Below are 22,810 nucleotides of genomic sequence, written 5' to 3'. Positions count from 1 at the left end.
AAGACAAACTCGATTTCGAGATTGTCTTTTTGTTGTTCAATTAGAATAATCCAAGAACAGTTCCATCACTTTCAACATCCATGTTGAGAGCGGCAGGACGTTTTGGAAGTCCAGGCATGGTCATGACATCACCAGTAAGGGCAACAATAAAGCCTGCACCAAGTTTTGGTACCAATTCACGAATGGTAATTTCAAAGTTTTCAGGTGCTCCAAGTGCGTTTGGATTATCTGAGAAACTGTACTGAGTCTTAGCCATACAGATTGGTAGTTTATCCCAACCATTTTGAACGATTTGTGCAATTTGGGTTTTAGCTTTCTTCTCAAAGTTTACTTTGCTACCACGATAGATTTCAGTTACAATCTTTTCAATTTTTTCTTGAACAGAAAGGTCGTTGTCATACAAACGTGTATAGTTAGCTGGGTTTTCGTCAATTGTTTTGACGAGAGTTTCAGCCAAAGTCACTCCTCCTTCAGCTCCATCAGCCCATACGCTAGCTAGTTCGACTGGAACATCGATTGAAGCACAAAGTTCTTTCAAGGCTGCGATTTCTGCTTCTGTATCAGAGACAAATTCATTGATAGCAACAACTGCTGGAATACCAAACTTACGGATATTCTCAACGTGGCGTTTCAAGTTTGCAAATCCAGCACGTACTGCTTCCACATTTTCCTCTGTCAGAGCATCTTTAGCAACTCCACCATTCATTTTAAGGGCACGAAGAGTCGCTACAATGACTACTGCACTTGGAGCTGTTGGCAAGTTTGGAGTCTTGATATCCAGGAACTTCTCTGCACCAAGGTCTGCACCAAAGCCAGCTTCTGTCACTGTGTAATCTGCTAAACGTAGAGCCGTTTTCGTTGCCAAAACTGAGTTACAGCCATGGGCGATATTGGCAAATGGTCCACCATGTACAAAGGCAGGTGTTCCATAGATTGTTTGAACCAAGTTAGGTTTGATAGCATCCTTCAAAATCAATGCCAAGGCACCTTCAACCTGTAGATCACCCACTGAAACAGGTGTACGGTCATAACGGTAACCGATGACGATATTTGCCAAGCGACGTTTCAAATCTTCAATGTCAGTTGCCAAGCAAAGGATAGCCATGATTTCTGAAGCAACAGTAATATCAAATCCATCTTCGCGAGGAATTCCATTAAGAGGACCACCGAGTCCAACAGTTACATGACGAAGAGCACGGTCGTTTAAGTCAACAACACGTTTCCAAAGAATACGACGTTGGTCAATTCCTAGCTCGTTTCCTTGGTGCAAGTGATTGTCAATCAAGGCAGAGAGAGCATTGTTTGCAGTTGTGATAGCGTGCATATCCCCAGTAAAATGAAGGTTGATGTCTTCCATTGGTAAAACTTGGGCATAACCACCACCAGCTGCACCACCTTTAATCCCCATGACTGGTCCAAGAGAAGGTTCGCGAATAGCAATCATCGTTTTCTTACCAATCTTATTCAAAGCATCAGCAAGTCCGATGGTAATGGTTGACTTTCCTTCACCAGCAGGTGTTGGGTTGATAGCTGTAACCAGGATCAATTTACCGACTGGATTACTTTCCACTTCACGAATCTTATCAAAACTAAGCTTAGCCTTGTATTTTCCATATAATTCCAAATCATCGTAAGAGATGCCAAGTTTCTCTACAACATCAACGATTGGTTTTAACTCGATACTCTGTGCAATTTCAATATCTGTTTTCATAACAAACTCCTCTACCTCAAATGTGTTAATTCATTATAACACAAAACAAGATTTTTAACAGACATAAAGCTTGATAACGTTCGTAAATATAGCGTCCTCAAAGGATTTATTGGCTACTATTTAAATTTTTATATGCCTTTATAAGTTTTAACTATAGTTTGAGATTTCGACTAATTTAAAAAGTAGCTATCAATTTCTGATAAATCATGTAGAATTTGATTATCAGAAACTCCTATATGCTCAGCTAATTCAATTGTATACTCAAATCTGAGACGAGTATTGAGTGATAAATCAAATGAGTAATCCTGTAATCGTCCTAGTTTATGATATTTATCTATAATATCATTAAAAATAATCTTGTATTTATCATCTAAGTTTTTGATATGGTTATCTAAGTTTTCCCTGTAATTTTGAATTAATTCCTGCTCCCTATCACTTAAAATCCCTTTACCTATTTCCCAAATTATTGAAGTAGCAATTGAACCTACTACTGCTCCTAAGACAGGGACAGGAATAAGTGTTTGACCAACACATGAACCAATTGTCGCTAATGTTGTATCCAATGTATTGATAGTTATAAAATTTATAAATTCATCCTCAGTAATCTCATTTGTTCTAAATTTAGTAATAATATCTACTATGCCGTAACTTGCTGTTACAAATGCACTTGCATTAGGAGCACTCATTTTGCAAACATTAGTAAGTCCATATATAGCATATCCGGAGATTGCTCCTTTAACAGAACCTTCTAAAGCTTCCAGCCCACAATCCTCCCAGTCATCTCGTTCAAATTCGAAGATATTTTTACCATCAGAATACTTATTATATATACTAAATATTAAAGAGAAACCACCTTGTAGAAGTGCTGCATTTTTTGCAACCCTATTAGCTTCTTTTATATTTGGTAATGCTTTTTTTTGTGCTACTAATCTTTTTTTATTTAATTCTTGTTGTTTCAGTCTAAGTGTTTTACGAATATTCTTCTCTTCAAAATCTAAAAGAGGGTTAATTGAATTTTTTTGAGCATCATCATAATTTAAAACAGATGATTTCATCCAAGATTTATATGAAGTAAGTCCCTTGCTTTTAGTAATATCATTAATCATTTGTCGTATATCCGTAATTTGTTTAATAGACAATCTTTTACCATTAAATTCAACTTCTTTGGCGCCAGTCATAATTTTTTCGTATACTAACACGTGATCTTTTGGAAACATCATTTTCATTTTTTCACTGTAATGAAATGATTGAGCTAATTCATCACGTAAATTATTATAAAACTTCATTTGAATGGTATTTCTGCCAATTAATAAATCGGCTGGTCCATTATCATTCAATACTTTTACAATAGGATTTAATCCTTCAAAAGCTCTCCTAGCATTTACAATACCTGCTTCTGCGAATTCAGCAATAAAACCGTGACCGCCGTACTTACCTCCACGATTCCTTAGAATAACGTCTTCAATGTTATCTCTAGCATAGTTTAGAATTTTAGAGGCATTGTCCTTGTTTAAAATGACCTGTCGAGCTTCATCCTCAATCATTTTCATAGCAATTTGTAAGTCTTGAATTCTAAGATTATTAAGACAATTTACATATGCTCCAATACCTTGATAGAATGCTCTATTAGCAACTTGAACCATCATTTACTTTAATTTCCTTATTGATCATTTCAGTCAGAGAAAGGGTTGAATTTACCAAACTACCTGCTTGATACTTTTCATCATCGGTAAATAAATTATAATCATTTCCAATTAATGAAAGATTAGCAAAGTAAATCCCCTCAGTTTGCTTTTCAATTAAATTAATTAATTCACTAATTTCTATTATTGATTTTTCAGTTTGTCTAATTAATAACTCAATTTTCTTTTGTTCATCAAGCGCTTCTTTAGCTACTTCTTCGTTTTTTTTATTAGCAAAAACACCTGCTCCGACAGACGCTGTTAACATTAAGCCAGCAATCCCCCAACCAACAGGCCCCGCCATAGCTAGAAAGGCATTACCTGCAGCAACACCGCCTCCGCCTGTGGCTATACTGCCTCCACCTAACCAAGCTAATGCCGCACTATTTGCTGCTGCACCTGTCAAACTAGAAATTGCTGTTCCTGTCGATGCGACACCAAAAGTAGTTGCGACTCCCATAGCGGCAGTAGGACCTAAAGTTGCGACTGTCACACCTAAAGCACTTAAAGAAGCTGTAGCTGCCGTACTACCGCTGGCTAATTCTGCTTCTTTGATTGCCTGAGTAATAGCTAACTGTTTATCTTCGAAATTCTGTATTTCAACAATTATTTCTTCTAACTTTGTTTCAAATTCTTTCGGTTTATTTGCTAATTTACTAATTCTCTCTTCAACAATTTTTACAACTTTAATCGCCTTGTCTCTAGTTTTATAAAGCTCAGTCGATTTATTCGTTAGATCTGTGGCTTTTTCATTATATGTTTGAATAGATTCATGATAGTTCTCAACAGCTTCGGACCTTAGTTTACCATTAAAAAGATCTATTGAATCAATTTGCGATTTTGCTTCAGTTGCAACTTTTCCAGCTTGATTGATTGTGCTAGTTGTCACCTCTGTTACTTGTTGAACAGTATCATTCGCTACTGTAGCAGCTTGACCTGAAACGTCTGAAACAACATTTCCTATCTTATTTGATACATCTCCTATTACTTTTACAGAATCTGATAATAAATCTCCTGTAACTTTCCCAGCGCTATCTAAAGCTTTTCCAGCTTCATTAAGTACGCTACTGGTTGTCTTACTAGCATCATCAATTACTTTACTAGCTTCTTTAACCATATTATCTGCAAATTTAAAAAAGTCCATAACTGCTTCCCCTTTACATATATAACTAAAATAATTATCTTATATCTTAAATTAATTGTCAATAATAATATAGTTATAAAGTTTAGTTATATTTTATCGCTTTCATTTTACTTACTGCTCATTTTTTTGTACAATAGTTCTATGAAAATTTTAGTTACATCTGGTGGTACAAGCGAAGCCATTGATAGAGTTCGCTCCATTACCAACCACTCTACCGGTAGACTTGGTAAAGTAATAACTGAGGCTTTACTAAAGGCTGGGCATCAGGTCTGTCTGATTACTACGCAACAAGCCTTAAAACCAGCTCCACACTCAAATTTATCCATCATTGAAATCAAAGACTCTTCCGGTTTACTTCGAGAGATGAAACGGATTGTTCCTGATTATCAAGTTTTGATTCATTCCATGGCAGTCTCTGACTATAGTCCTGTTTACATGACTGGTCTTGACCAAGTTCAAGCAAGCCAAGATTTAAGTGAGTTTTTGCATAAGAAAAATATGGAAACAAAGATCTCCTCAAAGGATGAGGTGCAAGTCCTATTTCTCAAGAAAAATCCAAAAATTATTGCTCTTGTCAAAGAATGGAACCCCAATATTCATCTCATCGGCTTTAAACTGCTTGTCGATGTTACCAAGGAGCATCTGATTCAAATCGCTAGAGAAAGTCTTGAAAAGAATCAAGCTGACTTGATTGTCGCTAATGACCTCACTCAGATTAATGCTGATCAACACCTGGCTTACCTAGTTGAAAAGAATGATTATCAGATTGCTACCCACAAACAAGAAATTGCTGACTTGTTAGTGGAAAAAATTCAAGGATTTGACTGTTAGAAAGGAAAATTATGGCTCGTATTACACTCGCTGTTACAGGCTCTATTGCTTCTTACAAGGCTGCTGATTTGGTTAGTAACTTGAAGAAACAGGGGCATTCTGTTACGGTACTTATGACCCAGGCTGCGACTGCCTTTATCCAACCTTTATCCCTTCAAGTCCTATCTCAAAATACGGTACATCTGGATGTTATGCAGGAACCTTATCCTGACAAAGTCAATCATATCGAACTTGGCAAAGAAACAGATTTGTTTATCCTTGCCCCTGCTACTGCTAATACGATTGCAAAAGTAGCATATGGTTTTGCCGACAACATGGTAACCTCTACTGCTCTTGCCTTGCCCCACTATATTCCAAAACTAGTGGCACCTGCTATGAATACCAAAATGTATGACCATCCAGCAACTCAAACAAACTTAAAAACTTTAGAAACTTATGGTTATTCAATTATTGCTCCAAAAGAGTCCCTACTGGCCTGTGGCGATGTGGGACGTGGTGCTCTCGCTGATCTTGATACTATTTTACAACAGATAAAGGAAAAACTTCATGAACAAACGCTCTAATATTGCTCCTATTGCTATCTTTTTTGCCAGCATGATTGTCATTCATTTGCTGAGCTCTATTGTCTTTAATGTCTTGCCATTTCCAATTAAACCAACCATTGTCCATATCCCGGTCATCATTGCTAGTATCATCTACGGACCACGGATTGGGGCTATCTTAGGTTTCTTGATGGGAATGATTAGCTTGACTGTCAATACGATCACTATTCTCCCAACTAGCTACCTCTTCTCTCCTTTTGTACCAAATGGGAATCTAGCTTCACTTGCTATTGCTATTATTCCTCGTATCTTAATCGGTTTGACACCATACTTTGTCTATAAACTCCTCAGAAACAAGGCGGGGCTTATCTTTGCGGGAGCTCTCGGTTCACTTACCAATACTGTATTTGTACTAGGCGGTATCTTCTTCCTTTTTGGAAATGTTTTTGACGGAAATATCCAAAAACTATTAGCTACTGTTATCTCAACAAACTCTATCGCAGAACTGATTATCTCAGCAATACTCACCCTAGTTATTGTTCCGAGACTTGAAAAAATCAAAAAATAAGAGGTCGGGAAAATCCCGACCTCGATTTTTATTTGCGCTGAAACTCTACTCCAGCATTTAGTGAATTTTAAAGAGTCAAAAAATCCTTTGAAACAATATTTTTCTCTATCTAAAAGCATGATTGTAAAGATTCACGGATATGAGAAAAAGGTTCAATCTTGATAAAATCTTTACTTTCCCACAGCCTTTTTATCTGCTTATTATTGGGCAAGACGTGCTTCTTCTAAAATCTTTTCAATCTTTGTTGTTAACAAATCAATAGCTACTGTATTGGTCACTCCTTCTGGAATAACGATATCTGCATAACGCTTTGTTGGCTCGATAAATTGATGATACATGGGTTTCACTACACCAAGATACTGGTTAATAACGCTATCTAAACTACGACCACGTTCTTCCATATCACGCTTAATACGACGAATGATACGGACATCATCATCTGTATCTACGAAAATCTTGATATCCATCAAATCACGAAGACGTTTGTCCTCCAAAACCAAGATTCCTTCTACGATAAAGACATCTTGGGGTTCTTGACGATAGGTTTTAGAACTTCTGGTATGGGCAGCATAGTCGTAGGTAGGAATATCAACTGGACGTCCTGCCAACAACTCTTTGATTTGCGCAATCATCAAATCAGTATCAAAAGCAAAAGGGTGGTCGTAGTTGGTCTTGATACGTTCTTCAAAGGTTAGATGTGATTGATCTTTATAGTAGGAATCATGCTCAATCATAGCTATTTTCTCATTTGGAAAATGCGATAAGATTGCTTTAGATACGCTTGTCTTTCCTCCTCCAGATCCCCCTGTTACTCCGATAATGATTGGTCTATTTTGCATTGTAGCCTCCTTGTATTTTCCCTTGTCTATTTTACCATATTTTTGATAAATTTTACAGATGGAGTTTTCTACAAAAAGAGAAGAAAAAGTCCTCATAGCTAGAAGCTACAAGGATTTGTAATTGATTAATCGAAGTCAACGTATTCTTTAGATAGTTCAAGAACTTCTTCCATTGTTGAACATTCAGTAAGAGCACGGTTAGCGTATTCTTGCATTTTAGCAGTGTCAAGTTTCTTCATCAAGCTACGTGTACGAAGTACAGATGTAGCTGACATAGAGAACTCATCCAAGCCCATTCCGACAAGAAGTGGAACAGCTGTTTGGTCACCAGCCATCTCACCACACATACCAGCCCATTTACCTTCAGCGTGAGCTGCTTTGATAACGTTATTGATCAAACGAAGGATTGATGGGTTGTATGGTTGGTAAAGGTATGAAACTTGCTCGTTCATACGATCAGCAGCCATTGTGTATTGGATCAAGTCGTTTGTACCAATTGAGAAGAAGTCTACTTCTTTTGCAAATTGGTCTGCAAGCATAGCTGCCGCAGGAATTTCAATCATGATACCAACTTGGATGTCATCCGCAACTGCAACACCTTCAGCAAGAAGGTTTGCTTTTTCTTCATCGAATACTGCTTTAGCTGCACGGAATTCTTTCAAAAGCGCAACCATTGGGAACATGATACGCAATTGACCGTGTACAGAAGCACGAAGAAGAGCACGGATTTGAGTGCGGAACATTGCATCTCCAGTTTCAGAGATAGAGATACGAAGTGCACGGAATCCAAGGAATGGGTTCATTTCATGAGGCATATCGAAGTAAGGAAGTTCCTTGTCACCACCGATATCCATTGTACGGACAACAACTGGTTTACCGTTCATTCCTTCAAGAACAGCCTTGTATGCTTCGTACTGCTCGTCTTCAGTTGGGAAGTCTTGAGAATCCATGTACAAGAACTCTGTACGGTAAAGACCGACAGCTTCTGCACCATTGTCATTAACACCTTCAACGTCTTTTGGAGTACCAATGTTTGCTGCCAATTCGAAGTGTTTACCGTCAGCAGTAACTGTTTGAGCATCTTTCAAGAGTGCCCACTCAGCTTTTTGTTGAGCGTAAGCTTCACCAGCTGCTTTGAATTCAGCTGCTTGTTCTTCAGTAGGGTTGATAATCACTTCACCTGTAATACCATTAACAGCAAGTAGGTCACCATCTTTAACGATTTCAGTGATATTATTTGTACCCAAAACTGCAGCGATTTCAAGTGTACGAGCCATGATAGCTGAGTGACTTGTACGACCACCAATGTTTGTTACAAAAGCTTTTACAAAGTTTTTGTCCAATTGAGCTGTATCAGATGGAGTCAAGTCGTGAGCGATCACGATCACTTCTTCATTGATAGAAGCTGGGTTTGGCAATTTTTTACCAAGGAGGTTAGCCAATACACGTTTTGTTACGTCGCGGATATCCGCTGCACGTTCTTGCATGTATGGGTTGTCTTCCATGCCTTCAAAGATTGTGATAAACATGTCTGTAACTTCTTTCAGACCTGCTTCTGCATTCACTTTCTTAGCACGGATAGTTTCTTTGATTTGACCAATCAATTCAGGGTCAGCAAGAACCATCAAGTGGGCGTCAAATACTTGTGCCGCTTCTTCACCAAGCGTACCTACAGCCTTCTCGCGGATAAGAGAAAGCTCGTTTTGAGAAGCTTCAAGAGCAACATCCAAACGAGCCTCTTCTGCATTTGTATCTTCGACTGTAACAGTCTCGAATGATAAATCCGGTTGAACGAGTAGATATGCTTTTGCAACTGCAACACCGTCAGATGCTGCGATTCCTTTAAGCATTTCTGTCATTTCCTTATGCCAATCCTTCTTTTTCCATTGTTTCTGAGATTGCAGCGATAGCGTCATCAGCGTCTGCACCTTCAGCAGTGATTGTAACGTCAGCACCTTGACCAACACCAAGGCTCATTACACCCATGATAGATTTAAGGTTAACTGATTTACCTTTGTACTCAAGAGTGATATCTGAAGCAAATTTGCTAGCAGTTTGTACCAACAATGTTGCTGGACGTGCGTGAATACCTGTTTCTGCCACTACGTGGAAATCTTTAGAAGCCATAGTTTGACTCTCCTTTAATAGTTTTCTTGTTGAGTTACATATCTGATAACCCTTACAATTTAGTATTATATCACCTTCATTGATATTTTTCAAGTATTTTATGGACTTTCTTCAATTTCCTTTCAGATAACTTGCTGAAAATCTTCTATTAAATTTAACAAAACACAGTATGTAGTTTTTATTAAGACGTCTATAATGAAATCATTGATTTTTCTTTAGTTATTTTTCAACCCTACACTATATATTGTGTTTGTTGGTAAAATCAGTAAAACAAGTACACAAGATTTAGTTTTAGAAAGTTGACAAAGTTTTTTTTTCTGATATACTAAGAAAGTAATAATTTTTTTAAAAGGAGTTACAGAAATGGTAACCGTATATTCTAAAAACAACTGTGTCCAATGTAAAATGACGAAACGTTTTTTAGACAGTAATAATGTTGAATATAAAGAAATCAATCTTGATGAACAACCTGAATACATTGATCAAGTAAAAGAGCTTGGCTTTAGTGCTGCTCCTATTATTCAGACACCGACAGAAGTTTTCTCTGGTTTCCAACCAGGTAAACTCAAACAACTTGCTTAAGAATCAGGACTAAAGCTTCTATGTCTACCTTAGAAGCCTTTCTTTTGTAATTAGATAAAGGATTTTTTATGGGATTAAAACAACTTGAAGATGTGACTTACTTCCGTCTTAACAACGAAATTAACCGTCCTGTTAATGGACAAATCATGCTTCACAAAGACAAAGAAGCTTTAGAAGCCTTCTTTAAAGAAAATGTTGTACCAAATACAATGGTTTTTAACTCAATTACGGATAAGATCAACTTCCTCATTGAGCATAACTACATTGAGACAGCATTTATCAAGAAATACCGTCCAGAATTTTTGGAAGAACTGCATCAATTTATTAAGGATCAAAACTTCCAATTTAAATCTTTCATGGCTGCCTATAAATTCTATAATCAGTATGCTTTGAAAACTAATGATGGGGAGTACTATCTTGAAAGCATGGAAGACCGCGTCTTCTTTAACGCCCTTTATTTCGCAGATGGTGATGAAGCGATTGCTATCGATATTGCCAACGAAATCATCCACCAACGTTATCAACCTGCTACTCCTTCTTTCTTGAATGCAGGCCGTGCGCGTCGTGGTGAGTTGGTATCTTGCTTCTTGATCCAGGTAACCGATGATATGAACTCTATCGGACGTTCTATCAACTCAGCTCTTCAACTTTCACGTATCGGTGGTGGCGTGGGAATTTCCCTCAGCAACCTTCGTGAAGCTGGAGCACCTATCAAAGGGTATGAGGGTGCTGCTTCTGGTGTCGTACCAGTTATGAAGCTTTTCGAAGACAGCTTCTCTTACTCAAACCAATTGGGTCAACGTCAAGGTGCTGGGGTTGTTTACCTCAATGTCTTCCACCCAGACATTATCGCCTTCCTTTCAACTAAGAAGGAAAATGCCGATGAAAAAGTTCGTGTCAAGACTCTCTCACTTGGTGTTGTGGTACCAGATAAATTCTACGAATTGGCTCGCAAAAATGAAGAAATGTACCTTTTCAGCCCATACTCTGTTGAGCTTGAATACGGTGTGCCGTTCAACTACATCGACATCACTGAAAAATACGATGAGCTAGTCGCAAATCCAAATATCCGTAAGACAAAAATCAAGGCGCGTGATTTGGAAACTGAAATTTCTAAATTGCAACAAGAATCTGGTTATCCTTATGTCGTCAACATTGATACTGCTAACCGTGCAAATCCAGTTGATGGTAAGATTATCATGAGTAACTTGTGTTCTGAGATTCTCCAAGTGCAAGAACCAAGTCTTATCAACGATGCGCAAGAATTCCTAAAAATGGGTACTGATGTTTCATGTAATCTCGGTTCAACAAACGTAGTAAACATGATGACTTCACCTGACTTTGGTCGTTCTATCCGCGCCATGGTCCGTGCCCTTACTTTCGTTACAGATAGTTCACACATCGTAGCTGTACCTACGATTGATCATGGAAATAGCCAAGCTCATACTTTTGGTCTTGGTGCCATGGGACTTCACAGTTACCTTGCCCAACAACTGATTGAGTATGGATCCCCTGAGTCTGTTGAGTTTACTAGTATCTACTTTATGCTTATGAACTACTGGACCTTGGTAGAATCTAATAACCTCGCGCGTGAACGAGGTATCACCTTCCACAACTTTGAAAAATCAGATTATGCCAACGGTAGCTACTTTGATAAGTATTTGACTGGCGAATTCCTTCCAAAATCAGACCGTGTTAAAGAACTCTTCAAAGATATCTTTATCCCTACTGCTGCCGACTGGGCTGAACTTCGTGATAAAGTTAAAGCAGATGGACTTTACCACCAAAATCGCCTTGCTGTAGCGCCAAATGGTTCTATCAGTTACATCAACGATGTTTCTGCTTCTATCCACCCAATTACGCAACGTATCGAAGAACGCCAAGAGAAGAAAATCGGTAAGATTTACTATCCTGCTGCTGGTTTGTCAACAGAAACAATTCCTTACTACACTTCTGCTTATGACATGGATATGCGTAAGGTCATTGATGTTTATGCTGCTGCAACCGAGCACGTTGACCAAGGAATTTCACTCACACTCTTCATGCGTAGTGATATTCCAACAGGCCTTTACGAATGGAAGAAAGAAAACAAACAAACGACACGTGACTTGTCTATCCTTCGTAACTATGCCTTCAACAAAGGTATCAAGTCTATCTACTACGTCCGTACCTTTACAGATGATGGTGGAGAAGTCGGTGCTAACCAATGTGAAAGCTGTGTGATTTAATTCAACTCTCAAAAAAATTACATTTACTTAATCCATTAAACGTATTTTGCTGATAAAATCATGTAAGAATATAAAAGTCGGGCTTCCGACTTTTTGTTCGATTATAGTATAGAATTATGATAAAATAAGAATGATTACGTTATCGTATTACTACACACAGAAAGAGATTTCAAATGAAAACTTACTACAAAGCCATTAACTGGAATGCCATCGAAGATGTCATTGACAAATCAACCTGGGAAAAACTGACTGAGCAGTTCTGGCTCGATACGCGTATTCCCTTGTCAAATGACCTAGATGACTGGAGAAAGCTTTCTAACAAGGAAAAAGACCTTGTTGGTAAAGTTTTTGGAGGTTTGACCCTTCTTGATACCATGCAATCAGAAACTGGTGTTCAAGCCCTTCGTGCTGATATTCGTACGCCTCACGAGGAAGCTGTTTTTAACAATATCCAATTTATGGAATCTGTTCATGCTAAGTCTTACTCTTCTATCTTTTCTACCTTGAATACTAAGTCAGAAATAGAAGAGATTTTCGAATGGACCAACACCAATCCATATCTTCAGAAAAAAGCTGAAATTATCAATGAAATCTACCTAAACGGAACTCCTCTTGAGAAGAAAGTAGCTAGTGTTTTCCTTGAAACCTTCCTTTTCTACTCTGGTTTCTTTACACCACTCTACTATCTTGGAAACAACAAGTTGGCCAACGTAGCAGAAATTATCAAATTGATTATTCGTGATGAGTCAGTTCACGGAACCTACATCGGCTACAAGTTCCAGCTTGGTTTCAATGAATTGCCAGAAGAAGAGCAAGAAAAACTCAAAGAATGGATGTACGACCTGCTCTACACTCTTTACGAGAATGAAGAAGGCTACACAGAAAGCCTCTATGACGGTGTTGGTTGGACTGAAGAAGTTAAAACCTTCCTTCGTTACAATGCTAATAAAGCTCTTATGAATCTTGGGCAAGATCCTCTCTTCCCTGACTCAGCGGACGATGTCAACCCAATCGTTATGAACGGGATTTCAACTGGTACATCAAACCACGACTTCTTCTCTCAAGTTGGTAATGGTTATCTACTTGGTGAAGTTGAAGCTATGCAGGATGATGACTATAACTATGGACTAAATTAATACCTAACCTAAAAAACATCTAAGTTTATTTAAAAACTAGATGTTTTTTTTTGTTTATTTTTGTTTTCTTTAAGTTGCTTAGCTGTTTAAAATATGATAAAATAATATTAGATTTGGGGGTGGTTCAATGCTGAAGCAAGAAAAACTAGATACTATTTTAGAAATTGTTAATACAAAAGGGACTATCACTGTTAAAGAGATTATGAATCGCCTTGATATTTCCGATATGACAGCTAGACGATATTTACAAGAGTTAGCGGATAAGGATTTGCTGGTTCGAGTTCATGGTGGAGCTGAAAAACTTCGAACAGGTTCTTTGTTAAACAATGAGCGTTCTAACGTTGAAAAACAGGGGTTACAGACAGCAGAAAAACAAGAAATTGCTCGCTTTGCCGGTCACTTGGTTGAAGAAAGAGAAACTATTTTCATTGGTCCAGGTACCACATTAGAATTCTTTGCGCGTGAGCTTGCTATCGATAACATTCGAGTTGTTACCAATAGTTTACCTGTATTTCTCGTTCTAAATGAGCGTAAGCTAACTGATCTCATTCTAATCGGTGGTAATTATCGTTCAATTACTGGAGCCTTTGTAGGTACTCTAACCCTTCAAGATATCGCTAGTTTGCAATTTTCAAAAGCCTTCGTTAGTTGTAATGGTATCAAGGATCATGCTATCGCTACCTTTAGTGAAGACGAAGGTGAAGCTCAGAAATTAGCACTGGAAAACGCCAATAAAAAGTATCTCCTAGCTGACCATAGCAAATTTGATAAATTTGATTTCTTTACATTTTACAATATTTCAGATATCGACACTATTATCACTGATTCTAAATTAAGTGACCAAACGCTCCTATCCCTATCTAAACAAACTAAAATTATCAAGTCTAAGCCTTAAACTCTACAACTAGTCATAGAATCTAGTAGCTACTACTAATTCCATGGCTAGTTTTTTATTTTGCAAAAATTATAAAAAGTTCCCGAAATGTTTATAGATATTTACCAAGCAAAAATATTATAAAACTAAAAAACCTGAAAGTTATATCTTTCAGGTTTTTTGATCGGATTAATCAACTAATAGAATCGTTAGAAGATTTATTCTTCATCATCACGCTTACGACGTTTAGCCACTAATCCTAATCCAGTTAGACCTGCTACAACTCCAAGGAGAGCATTTGTAGCTGAAGCAGTTTCACCTGTATTTGGTAATTGCTTACGGGCCTTAGTGGTATCAGTTTGTAGAACTTGACTAGTTGAAGTCGAATGAGTCGTTGAAGTCGAATGAGTCGTTGAAGTCGAATGAGTCGCTGATGTTGAAGCACTTACACTTGTTGATGCCGAATGAGGCATTGATGTTGAGGTGCTTGTGCTTGCTGATGTTGAACGAGGCATTGATTGACTAATACTTGCTGATAATGATAGTGATTGTGATACTGATGTACTAATTGAATCAGATGTAATAATACTATCAATATCTAAGCTATCAAGTGACAAGCTTTCTGGCATTCCCTTACTTGTAACAACAGATGTGCTTGCTGATTGGCTTGCACTTGTTGATGCTGATTCTGAAGCCGATGTGCTTGCTGATTGGCTCGCACTTGTTGATGCTGACTCAGAAGCCGATGTTGATGCAGACTCTGACGCACTTGTTGATGCTGATTCTGAAGCCGATGTGCTTGCTGACTCTGACGCACTTGTTGACGCTGACTCTGAAGCCGATGTGCTTGCTGATTGGCTTGCACTTGTTGATGCTGATTCAGAAGCTGATGTTGATGCAGACTCTGATGCGCTTGTGCTTGCTGATTCAGAGGCGCTTGTTGATGCTGACTCAGAAGCTGATGTTGATACAGACTCTGACGCACTTGTGCTTGCTGATTGGCTTGCACTGGTTGACGCTGACTCAGAAGCTGATGTGCTTGCTGATTCAGAAGCCGATGTACTTGCTGATTCAGAGGCACTTGTTGATGCTGATTCTGAAGCCGATGTGCTTGCTGACTCTGACGCACTTGTTGATGCTGATTCAGAAGCTGATGTTGATGCAGACTCTGATGCGCTTGTGCTTGCTGATTCAGAGGCGCTTGTTGATGCTGATTCAGAAGCTGATGTGCTTGCAGACTCTGACGCACTTGTTGACGCTGATTCTGAAGCCGATGTGCTTGCTGATTCTGATGCGCTTGTACTTGCAGATTCTGATGCACTTGTTGATGCTGATTCAGAGGCGCTTGTTGACGCTGATTCTGATGCGCTTGTTGACGCTGACTCAGAAGCTGATGTACTTGCTGATTCAGAGGCACTTGTTGATGCTGATTCTGAAGCCGATGTGCTTGGTGATTCTGAAGCACTTGTTGATGCAGACTCTGAAGCACTTGTTGACGCTGACTCAGAAGCTGATGTACTTGCTGATTCTGACGCACTTGTTGATGCTGATTCAGAAGCTGATGTTGATGCTGATTCTGAAGCCGATGTGCTTGCTGATTCTGATGCGCTTGTACTTGCTGACTCTGACGCACTTGTTGATGCAGACTCTGACGCACTTGTTGACGCTGACTCTGAAGCTGATGTACTTGCTGATTCAGAGGCGCTTGTTGATGCTGATTCAGAAGCTGATGTTGATGCAGACTCAGAAGCTGACGTTGAGGCTGATTCAGAAGCGCTGGTTGACGCTGACTCTGATGCTGATGTGCTTGCTGACTCTGACGCACTTGTGCTTGCTGACTGGCTCGCACTTGTACTTGCTGATTCTGAAGCCGATGTGCTGGCTGATTCTGACGCACTTGTTGATGCTGACTCAGAAGCTGACGTTGAGGCTGATTCAGATGCTGATGTTGACGCTGACTCTGACGCACTTGTTGATGCAGACTCTGATGCGCTTGTTGATGCTGATTCAGAAGCTGATGTTGATGCAGACTCTGATGCGCTTGTGCTTGCTGATTGACTCGCACTTGTACTTGCTGACTCAGAAGCTGACGTTGATGCTGACTCAGAGGCGCTTGTGCTTGCAGATTCAGATGCTGATGTGCTGGCTGATTCTGAAGCTGATGTTGATGCAGACTCTGACGCACTTGTTGACGCTGACTCAGAAGCTGATGTGCTTGCTGATTCTGATGCAGACGTTGAGGCTGACTCAGATGCACTTGTTGATGCTGATTCAGATGCGCTTGTGCTTGCTGATTCTGACGCACTTGTTGATGCTGACTCAGAGGCTGACGTTGATGCAGACTCAGATGCTGATGTGCTTGCTGACTCTGATGCACTTGTTGATGCTGACTCTGACGCGCTTGTTGATGCTGATTCTGAAGCCGATGTGCTTGCTGACTCTGATGCAGACGTTGAGGCTGATTCTGATGCGCTTGTGCTTGCTGACTCTGATGCACTTGTTGACGCTGACTCAGAAGCTGATGTGCTTGCTGATTCAGAAGCTAATGTTGATGCAGACTCTGATGCGCTTGTGCTTGCTGATTCTGACGCACTGGTTGACGCTGATTCAGAAGCGCTTGTGCTTGCTGACTCTGACGCACTGGTTGACGCTGACTCAGAAGCTGATGTACTTGCTGATTCAGAAGCCGATGTGCTTGCTGATTCTGATGCACTTGTACTTGCTGACTCTGATGCGCTTGTGCTTGCTGATTCTGACGCACTTGTTGATGCTGACTCTGATGCGCTTGTTGATGCTGATTCTGAGGCACTTGTGCTTGCTGATTCAGAGGCGCTTGTGCTTGCTGATTCAGAAGCGCTGGTTGACGCTGACTCTGATGCGCTTGTGCTTGCTGATTCTGACGCACTTGTTGATGCTGACTCAGAAGCTGACGTTGAGGCTGATTCAGAAGCGCTGGTTGACGCTGACTCTGACGCACTTGTGCTTGCTGATTCTGACGCACTTGTGCTTGCTGATTCTGACGCACTTGTTGATGCAGACTCAGAAGCTGACGTTGAGGCTGATTCAGATGCTGATGTTGACGCTGACTCTGACGCACTTGTTGATGCCGATTCAGAAGCTGATGTTGATGCTGACTCTGATGCGCTTGTTGATGCTGATTCTGAGGCACTTGTGCTTGCTGATTCAGAGGCGCTTGTGCTTGCTGATTCAGAAGCGCTGGTTGACGCTGACTCTGATGCGCTTGTGCTTGCTGATTCTGACGCACTTGTTGATGCTGACTCAGAAGCTGACGTTGAGGCTGATTCAGAAGCGCTGGTTGACGCTGACTCTGACGCACTTGTGCTTGCTGATTCTGACGCACTTGTGCTTGCTGATTCTGACGCACTTGTTGATGCAGACTCAGAAGCTGACGTTGAGGCTGATTCAGATGCTGATGTTGACGCTGACTCTGACGCACTTGTTGATGCCGATTCAGAAGCTGATGTTGATGCTGACTCTGATGCGCTTGTGCTTGCTGATTGACTCGCACTTGTACTTGCTGACTCAGAAGCTGACGTTGATGCTGACTCAGAGGCGCTTGTGCTTGCAGATTCAGATGCTGATGTGCTGGCTGATTCTGAAGCTGATGTTGATGCAGACTCTGACGCACTTGTTGACGCTGACTCAGAAGCTGATGTGCTGGCTGATTCTGATGCAGACGTTGAGGCTGACTCAGATGCACTTGTTGATGCTGATTCTGATGCGCTTGTGCTTGCTGATTCTGACGCACTTGTTGATGCTGACTCAGAGGCTGACGTTGATGCAGACTCAGACGCGCTTGTTGATGCTGATTCTGAAGCCGATGTGCTTGCTGACTCTGATGCAGACGTTGATGCTGATTCTGATGCGCTTGTGCTTGCTGACTCTGATGCACTTGTTGACGCTGACTCAGAAGCTGATGTGCTTGCTGATTCAGAAGCTAATGTTGATGCAGACTCTGATGCGCTTGTGCTTGCTGATTCTGACGCACTGGTTGACGCTGATTCAGAAGCGCTTGTGCTTGCTGACTCTGACGCACTGGTTGACGCTGACTCAGAAGCTGATGTACTTGCTGATTCAGAAGCCGATGTGCTTGCTGATTCTGATGCACTTGTACTTGCTGACTCTGATGCGCTTGTGCTTGCTGATTCTGACGCACTTGTTGATGCTGACTCTGATGCGCTTGTTGATGCTGATTCTGAGGCACTTGTGCTTGCTGATTCAGAGGCGCTTGTGCTTGCTGATTCAGAAGCGCTGGTTGACGCTGACTCTGATGCGCTTGTGCTTGCTGATTCTGACGCACTTGTTGATGCTGACTCAGAAGCTGACGTTGAGGCTGATTCAGAAGCGCTGGTTGACGCTGACTCTGACGCACTTGTGCTTGCTGATTCTGACGCACTTGTGCTTGCTGATTCTGACGCACTTGTTGATGCAGACTCAGAAGCTGACGTTGAGGCTGATTCAGATGCTGATGTTGACGCTGACTCTGACGCACTTGTTGATGCCGATTCAGAAGCTGATGTTGATGCTGACTCTGATGCGCTTGTGCTTGCTGATTGACTCGCACTTGTACTTGCTGACTCAGAAGCTGACGTTGATGCTGACTCAGAGGCGCTTGTGCTTGCAGATTCAGATGCTGATGTGCTGGCTGATTCTGAAGCTGATGTTGATGCAGACTCTGACGCACTTGTTGACGCTGACTCAGAAGCTGATGTGCTGGCTGATTCTGATGCAGACGTTGAGGCTGACTCAGATGCACTTGTTGATGCTGATTCTGATGCGCTTGTGCTTGCTGATTCTGACGCACTTGTTGATGCAGACTCAGAAGCTGACGTTGAGGCTGATTCAGATGCTGATGTTGACGCTGACTCTGACGCACTTGTTGATGCCGATTCAGAAGCTGATGTTGATGCTGACTCTGATGCGCTTGTGCTTGCTGATTGACTCGCACTTGTACTTGCTGACTCAGAAGCTGACGTTGAGGCTGACTCAGATGCACTTGTTGATGCTGATTCTGATGCGCTTGTGCTTGCTGATTCTGACGCACTTGTTGATGCTGACTCAGAGGCTGACGTTGATGCAGACTCAGACGCGCTTGTTGATGCTGATTCTGAAGCCGATGTGCTTGCTGACTCTGATGCAGACGTTGATGCTGATTCTGATGCGCTTGTGCTTGCTGACTCTGATGCACTTGTTGACGCTGACTCAGAAGCTGATGTGCTTGCTGATTCAGAAGCTAATGTTGATGCTGACTCTGATGCGCTTGTGCTTGCTGATTCTGACGCACTTGTTGATGCTGATTCAGAAGCGCTTTTGCTTGCTGACTCTGACGCACTTGTTGACGCTGACTCAGAGGCTGACGTTGATGCAGACTCAGACGCGCTTGTTGATGCTGATTCTGAAGCCGATGTGCTTGCTGACTCTGATGCAGACGTTGATGCTGATTCTGATGCGCTTGTGCTTGCTGACTCTGATGCACTTGTTGACGCTGACTCAGAAGCTGATGTGCTTGCTGATTCAGAAGCTAATGTTGATGCTGACTCTGATGCGCTTGTGCTTGCTGATTCTGACGCACTTGTTGATGCTGATTCAGAAGCGCTTTTGCTTGCTGACTCTGACGCACTTGTTGACGCTGACTCAGAAGCTGATGTACTTGCTGATTCAGAGGCGCTTGTTGATGCTGATTCAGAAGCCGATGTGCTTGCAGACTCTGACACACTTGTTGACGCTGATTCAGAAGCCGATGTGCTTGCTGACTCTGATGCACTTGTTGACGCTGACTCAGAAGCCGATGTGCTTGCTGATTCTGACGCACTTGTTGACGCTGATTCAGAAGCCGATGTGCTTGCTGACTCTGACGCACTTGTTGACGCTGATTCAGAAGCCGATGTGCTTGCTGATTCTGATGCGCTTGTTGATGCTGACTCTGACGCACTTGTTGATGCTGATTCAGAAGCCGATGTGCTTGCTGACTCTGATGCGCTTGTTGACGCTGATTCAGAAGCCGATGTGCTTGCTGACTCTGACGCACTTGTTGATGCTGATTCAGAAGCCGATGTGCTTGCTGACTCTGATGCACTTGTGCTTGCTGACTCAGAGGCTGATGTGCTTGCTGATTCTGATGCGCTTGTGCTTGCTGATTCAGAGGCGCTTGTTGATGCTGATTCAGAAGCTGATGTTGATGCAGACTCTGACGCACTTGTTGATGCTGATTCAGAAGCCGATGTGCTTGCTGACTCTGACGCACTGGTTGATGCTGACTCAGAAGCTGATGTGCTTGCTGACTCTGACGCACTTGTTGACGCTGATTCAGAAGCCGATGTGCTTGCTGATTCTGATGCACTTGTTGATGCTGACTCTGACGCACTTGTTGATGCTGACTCAGAGGCTGATGTGCTTGCTGATTCAGAGGCGCTTGTTGATGCTGATTCAGAAGCCGATGTTGATGCAGACTCTGACGCGCTTGTTGACGCTGATTCAGAAGCCGATGTGCTTGCTGATTCAGAGGCGCTTGTTGATGCTGATTCAGAAGCTGATGTTGATGCAGACTCTGACGCACTTGTTGATGCTGATTCAGAAGCCGATGTGCTTGCTGACTCTGACGCACTTGTTGACGCTGATTCAGAAGCCGATGTGCTTGCTGATTCTGATGCGCTTGTGCTTGCTGACTCAGATGCACTTGTTGATGCTGACTCAGAAGCTGATGTGCTTGCTGATTCTGATGCGCTTGTTGATGCAGACTCTGACGCACTTGTTGATGCTGATTCAGAAGCCGATGTGCTTGCTGACTCTGATGCAGACGTTGATGCTGATTCTGATGCGCTTGTGCTTGCTGATTCAGAGGCGCTTGTTGATGCTGATTCAGAAGCTGATGTTGATGCAGACTCTGACGCACTGGTTGATGCTGATTCAGAAGCCGATGTGCTTGCTGACTCTGACGCACTTGTGCTTGCTGACTCTGACGCACTTGTTGACGCTGATTCAGAAGCCGATGTGCTTGCTGATTCTGATGCGCTTGTGCTTGCTGACTCAGATGCACTTGTTGATGCTGACTCAGAAGCTGATGTGCTTGCTGATTCTGATGCGCTTGTTGATGCAGACTCTGACGCACTTGTTGATGCTGATTCAGAAGCCGATGTGCTTGCTGACTCTGATGCAGACGTTGATGCTGATTCTGATGCGCTTGTGCTTGCTGATTCAGAGGCGCTTGTTGATGCTGATTCAGAAGCTGATGTTGATGCAGACTCTGACGCACTGGTTGATGCTGATTCAGAAGCCGATGTGCTTGCTGACTCTGACGCACTTGTGCTTGCTGACTCTGACGCACTTGTTGACGCTGATTCAGAAGCCGATGTGCTTGCAGACTCTGACGCACTTGTTGATGCTGACTCAGAGGCTGATGTGCTTGCTGATTCTGACGCACTTGTTGATGCTGATTCAGAAGCCGATGTGCTTGCTGATTCTGACGCACTTGTGCTTGCTGATTCTGACGCACTTGTTGACGCTGATTCAGAAGCCGATGTGCTTGCTGATTCTGATGCGCTTGTTGATGCTGACTCAGATGCACTTGTTGATGCAGACTCTGACGCACTTGTTGACGCTGATTCAGAAGCCGATGTGCTTGCTGATTCTGATGCGCTTGTGCTTGCTGACTCAGATGCACTTGTTGATGCTGACTCAGAAGCTGATGTGCTTGCTGATTCTGATGCGCTTGTTGATGCAGACTCTGACGCACTTGTTGATGCTGATTCAGAAGCCGATGTGCTTGCTGACTCTGACGCACTTGTTGACGCTGATTCAGAAGCCGATGTGCTTGCTGATTCAGAGGCGCTTGTTGATGCTGATTCAGAAGCTGATGTTGATGCAGACTCTGACGCACTGGTTGATGCTGATTCAGAAGCCGATGTGCTTGCTGACTCTGACGCACTTGTGCTTGCTGACTCTGACGCACTTGTTGACGCTGATTCAGAAGCCGATGTGCTTGCTGATTCTGATGCGCTTGTGCTTGCTGACTCAGATGCACTTGTTGATGCTGACTCAGAAGCTGATGTGCTTGCTGATTCTGATGCGCTTGTTGATGCAGACTCTGACGCACTTGTTGATGCTGATTCAGAAGCCGATGTGCTTGCTGACTCTGATGCAGACGTTGATGCTGATTCTGATGCGCTTGTGCTTGCTGATTCAGAAGCCGATGTGCTTGCTGACTCTGACGCACTTGTTGATGCTGATTCAGAAGCTGACGTTGAGGCTGATTCAGAAGCGCTGGTTGACGCTGACTCTGATGCTGATGTGCTTGCTGACTCTGACGCACTTGTGCTTGCTGACTGGCTCGCACTTGTACTTGCTGATTCTGAAGCCGATGTGCTGGCTGATTCTGACGCACTTGTTGATGCTGACTCAGAAGCTGACGTTGAGGCTGATTCAGATGCTGATGTTGACGCTGACTCTGACGCACTTGTTGATGCAGACTCTGATGCGCTTGTTGATGCTGATTCAGAAGCTGATGTTGATGCAGACTCTGATGCGCT

At 41.9% G+C, this 22,810-nt stretch carries 14 protein-coding genes and 2 pseudogenes; 7 read left to right on the top strand and 9 right to left on the bottom strand.

Annotation, left to right across the window (positions count from 1 at the left end):
• Positions 1-40: 40 nt before the first annotated feature.
• The 3 genes from AXE83_RS05195 to AXE83_RS05185 all read right to left on the bottom strand — a co-directional run bounded on the left by AXE83_RS05195 (position 41) and on the right by AXE83_RS05185 (position 4,537).
• Complete coding sequence (locus AXE83_RS05195) at positions 41-1,711, bottom strand: formate--tetrahydrofolate ligase (RefSeq protein ID WP_060955676.1); 1,671 nt, start codon at positions 1,709-1,711, stop codon at positions 41-43.
• Between the two features lie 170 nt (positions 1,712-1,881).
• Entirely contained in the window at positions 1,882-3,357 is a 1,476-nt protein-coding gene (locus AXE83_RS05190; RefSeq protein ID WP_060955675.1) for a hypothetical protein, read from the bottom strand.
• Positions 3,338-4,537 (bottom strand): hypothetical protein, encoded by a 1,200-nt coding sequence (locus AXE83_RS05185; RefSeq protein WP_083500990.1) that lies wholly within the window; start codon positions 4,535-4,537, stop codon positions 3,338-3,340. Before AXE83_RS05185 ends, AXE83_RS05190 begins: the two co-directional genes overlap by 20 nt.
• Positions 4,538-4,678: 141 nt before the next feature.
• On the opposite strand from AXE83_RS05185, the gene coaB reads away from it, so the two are divergent.
• Genes coaB through AXE83_RS05170 form a run of 3 tightly spaced genes read left to right on the top strand, consistent with a single transcriptional unit; the run spans position 4,679 to position 6,478 of the window.
• Complete coding sequence (gene coaB, locus AXE83_RS05180; RefSeq protein ID WP_060955674.1) at positions 4,679-5,368, top strand: phosphopantothenate--cysteine ligase; 690 nt, start codon at positions 4,679-4,681, stop codon at positions 5,366-5,368.
• 11 nt (positions 5,369-5,379) lie between these two features.
• On the top strand, positions 5,380-5,931 hold the full coding sequence (gene coaC, locus AXE83_RS05175; RefSeq protein ID WP_060955673.1) for a phosphopantothenoylcysteine decarboxylase: 552 nt from the start codon (positions 5,380-5,382) through the stop codon (positions 5,929-5,931).
• Positions 5,915-6,478, top strand: a complete 564-nt coding sequence (locus AXE83_RS05170; RefSeq protein ID WP_049526104.1) for an ECF transporter S component — start codon at positions 5,915-5,917, stop codon at positions 6,476-6,478. The genes coaC and AXE83_RS05170 overlap by 17 nt, the downstream gene beginning before the upstream one ends.
• Before the next feature lie 200 nt (positions 6,479-6,678).
• On the opposite strand, the gene udk is transcribed toward AXE83_RS05170, so the two are convergent.
• The 3 genes from udk to AXE83_RS05155 form a co-directional block, all read right to left on the bottom strand.
• Positions 6,679-7,317: a uridine kinase gene (gene udk / locus AXE83_RS05165; protein WP_060955672.1), complete on the bottom strand. Its 639-nt coding sequence runs from the start codon at positions 7,315-7,317 to the stop codon at positions 6,679-6,681.
• Positions 7,318-7,442: 125 nt separating this feature from the next.
• Positions 7,443-9,176: a phosphoenolpyruvate--protein phosphotransferase gene (ptsP, locus tag AXE83_RS05160; RefSeq protein WP_049505011.1), complete on the bottom strand. Its 1,734-nt coding sequence runs from the start codon at positions 9,174-9,176 to the stop codon at positions 7,443-7,445.
• A 4-nt stretch (positions 9,177-9,180) separates the two neighbouring features.
• Positions 9,181-9,444: a phosphocarrier protein HPr gene (locus AXE83_RS05155; protein ID WP_000146952.1), complete on the bottom strand. Its 264-nt coding sequence runs from the start codon at positions 9,442-9,444 to the stop codon at positions 9,181-9,183.
• A gap of 363 nt (positions 9,445-9,807) precedes the next feature.
• Between AXE83_RS05155 and nrdH the strand changes: the two genes are divergently transcribed.
• The 4 genes from nrdH to AXE83_RS05135 all read left to right on the top strand — a co-directional run bounded on the left by nrdH (position 9,808) and on the right by AXE83_RS05135 (position 14,285).
• On the top strand, positions 9,808-10,026 hold the full coding sequence (gene nrdH / locus AXE83_RS05150) for a glutaredoxin-like protein NrdH (protein WP_000259242.1): 219 nt from the start codon (positions 9,808-9,810) through the stop codon (positions 10,024-10,026).
• A gap of 68 nt (positions 10,027-10,094) precedes the next feature.
• A complete protein-coding gene (nrdE, locus tag AXE83_RS05145) occupies positions 10,095-12,254 on the top strand; it encodes a class 1b ribonucleoside-diphosphate reductase subunit alpha (protein WP_060955671.1) in 2,160 nt (719 codons plus the stop codon).
• A gap of 173 nt (positions 12,255-12,427) precedes the next feature.
• A complete protein-coding gene (gene nrdF, locus AXE83_RS05140) occupies positions 12,428-13,390 on the top strand; it encodes a class 1b ribonucleoside-diphosphate reductase subunit beta (RefSeq protein WP_049505006.1) in 963 nt (320 codons plus the stop codon).
• A gap of 127 nt (positions 13,391-13,517) precedes the next feature.
• Positions 13,518-14,285, top strand: a complete 768-nt coding sequence (locus AXE83_RS05135; RefSeq protein ID WP_060955670.1) for a DeoR/GlpR family DNA-binding transcription regulator — start codon at positions 13,518-13,520, stop codon at positions 14,283-14,285.
• A gap of 197 nt (positions 14,286-14,482) precedes the next feature.
• Here the strand turns inward: AXE83_RS05135 and AXE83_RS11780 are convergent, their stop codons facing one another.
• From AXE83_RS11780 to AXE83_RS11770, 3 genes and pseudogenes are all read right to left on the bottom strand, one after another.
• Positions 14,483-14,893: an LPXTG cell wall anchor domain-containing protein gene (locus tag AXE83_RS11780; protein ID WP_443031037.1), complete on the bottom strand. Its 411-nt coding sequence runs from the start codon at positions 14,891-14,893 to the stop codon at positions 14,483-14,485.
• A 1,146-nt stretch (positions 14,894-16,039) separates the two neighbouring features.
• A pseudogene (locus tag AXE83_RS11775) lies at positions 16,040-19,999 on the bottom strand (hypothetical protein); the annotation flags it as partial.
• A gap of 1,416 nt (positions 20,000-21,415) precedes the next feature.
• A pseudogene (locus AXE83_RS11770) lies at positions 21,416-22,807 on the bottom strand (hypothetical protein); the annotation flags it as partial.
• Between the last annotated feature and the right edge of the window lie 3 nt (positions 22,808-22,810).

This window comes from Streptococcus sp. oral taxon 431 (assembly GCF_001553685.1).
Lineage (GTDB): Bacteria > Bacillota > Bacilli > Lactobacillales > Streptococcaceae > Streptococcus.
Note: the sequence above shows the minus strand (reverse complement) of the source record. Positions and strands in the feature narration are given on the sequence as shown.

Coding starts and splice junctions, on each gene's coding strand:
- AXE83_RS05195 (WP_060955676.1), bottom strand. CDS start 1,711: ATGAAAACAGATATTGAAATTGCACAGAGTATCGAGTTAAAACCAATC.
- AXE83_RS05190 (WP_060955675.1), bottom strand. CDS start 3,357: ATGATGGTTCAAGTTGCTAATAGAGCATTCTATCAAGGTATTGGAGCA.
- AXE83_RS05185 (WP_083500990.1), bottom strand. CDS start 4,537: ATGGACTTTTTTAAATTTGCAGATAATATGGTTAAAGAAGCTAGTAAA.
- coaB (WP_060955674.1), top strand. CDS start 4,679: ATGAAAATTTTAGTTACATCTGGTGGTACAAGCGAAGCCATTGATAGA.
- coaC (WP_060955673.1), top strand. CDS start 5,380: ATGGCTCGTATTACACTCGCTGTTACAGGCTCTATTGCTTCTTACAAG.
- AXE83_RS05170 (WP_049526104.1), top strand. CDS start 5,915: ATGAACAAACGCTCTAATATTGCTCCTATTGCTATCTTTTTTGCCAGC.
- udk (WP_060955672.1), bottom strand. CDS start 7,317: ATGCAAAATAGACCAATCATTATCGGAGTAACAGGGGGATCTGGAGGA.
- ptsP (WP_049505011.1), bottom strand. CDS start 9,176: ATGACAGAAATGCTTAAAGGAATCGCAGCATCTGACGGTGTTGCAGTT.
- AXE83_RS05155 (WP_000146952.1), bottom strand. CDS start 9,444: ATGGCTTCTAAAGATTTCCACGTAGTGGCAGAAACAGGTATTCACGCA.
- nrdH (WP_000259242.1), top strand. CDS start 9,808: ATGGTAACCGTATATTCTAAAAACAACTGTGTCCAATGTAAAATGACG.
- nrdE (WP_060955671.1), top strand. CDS start 10,095: ATGGGATTAAAACAACTTGAAGATGTGACTTACTTCCGTCTTAACAAC.
- nrdF (WP_049505006.1), top strand. CDS start 12,428: ATGAAAACTTACTACAAAGCCATTAACTGGAATGCCATCGAAGATGTC.
- AXE83_RS05135 (WP_060955670.1), top strand. CDS start 13,518: ATGCTGAAGCAAGAAAAACTAGATACTATTTTAGAAATTGTTAATACA.
- AXE83_RS11780 (WP_443031037.1), bottom strand. CDS start 14,893: ATGCCAGAAAGCTTGTCACTTGATAGCTTAGATATTGATAGTATTATT.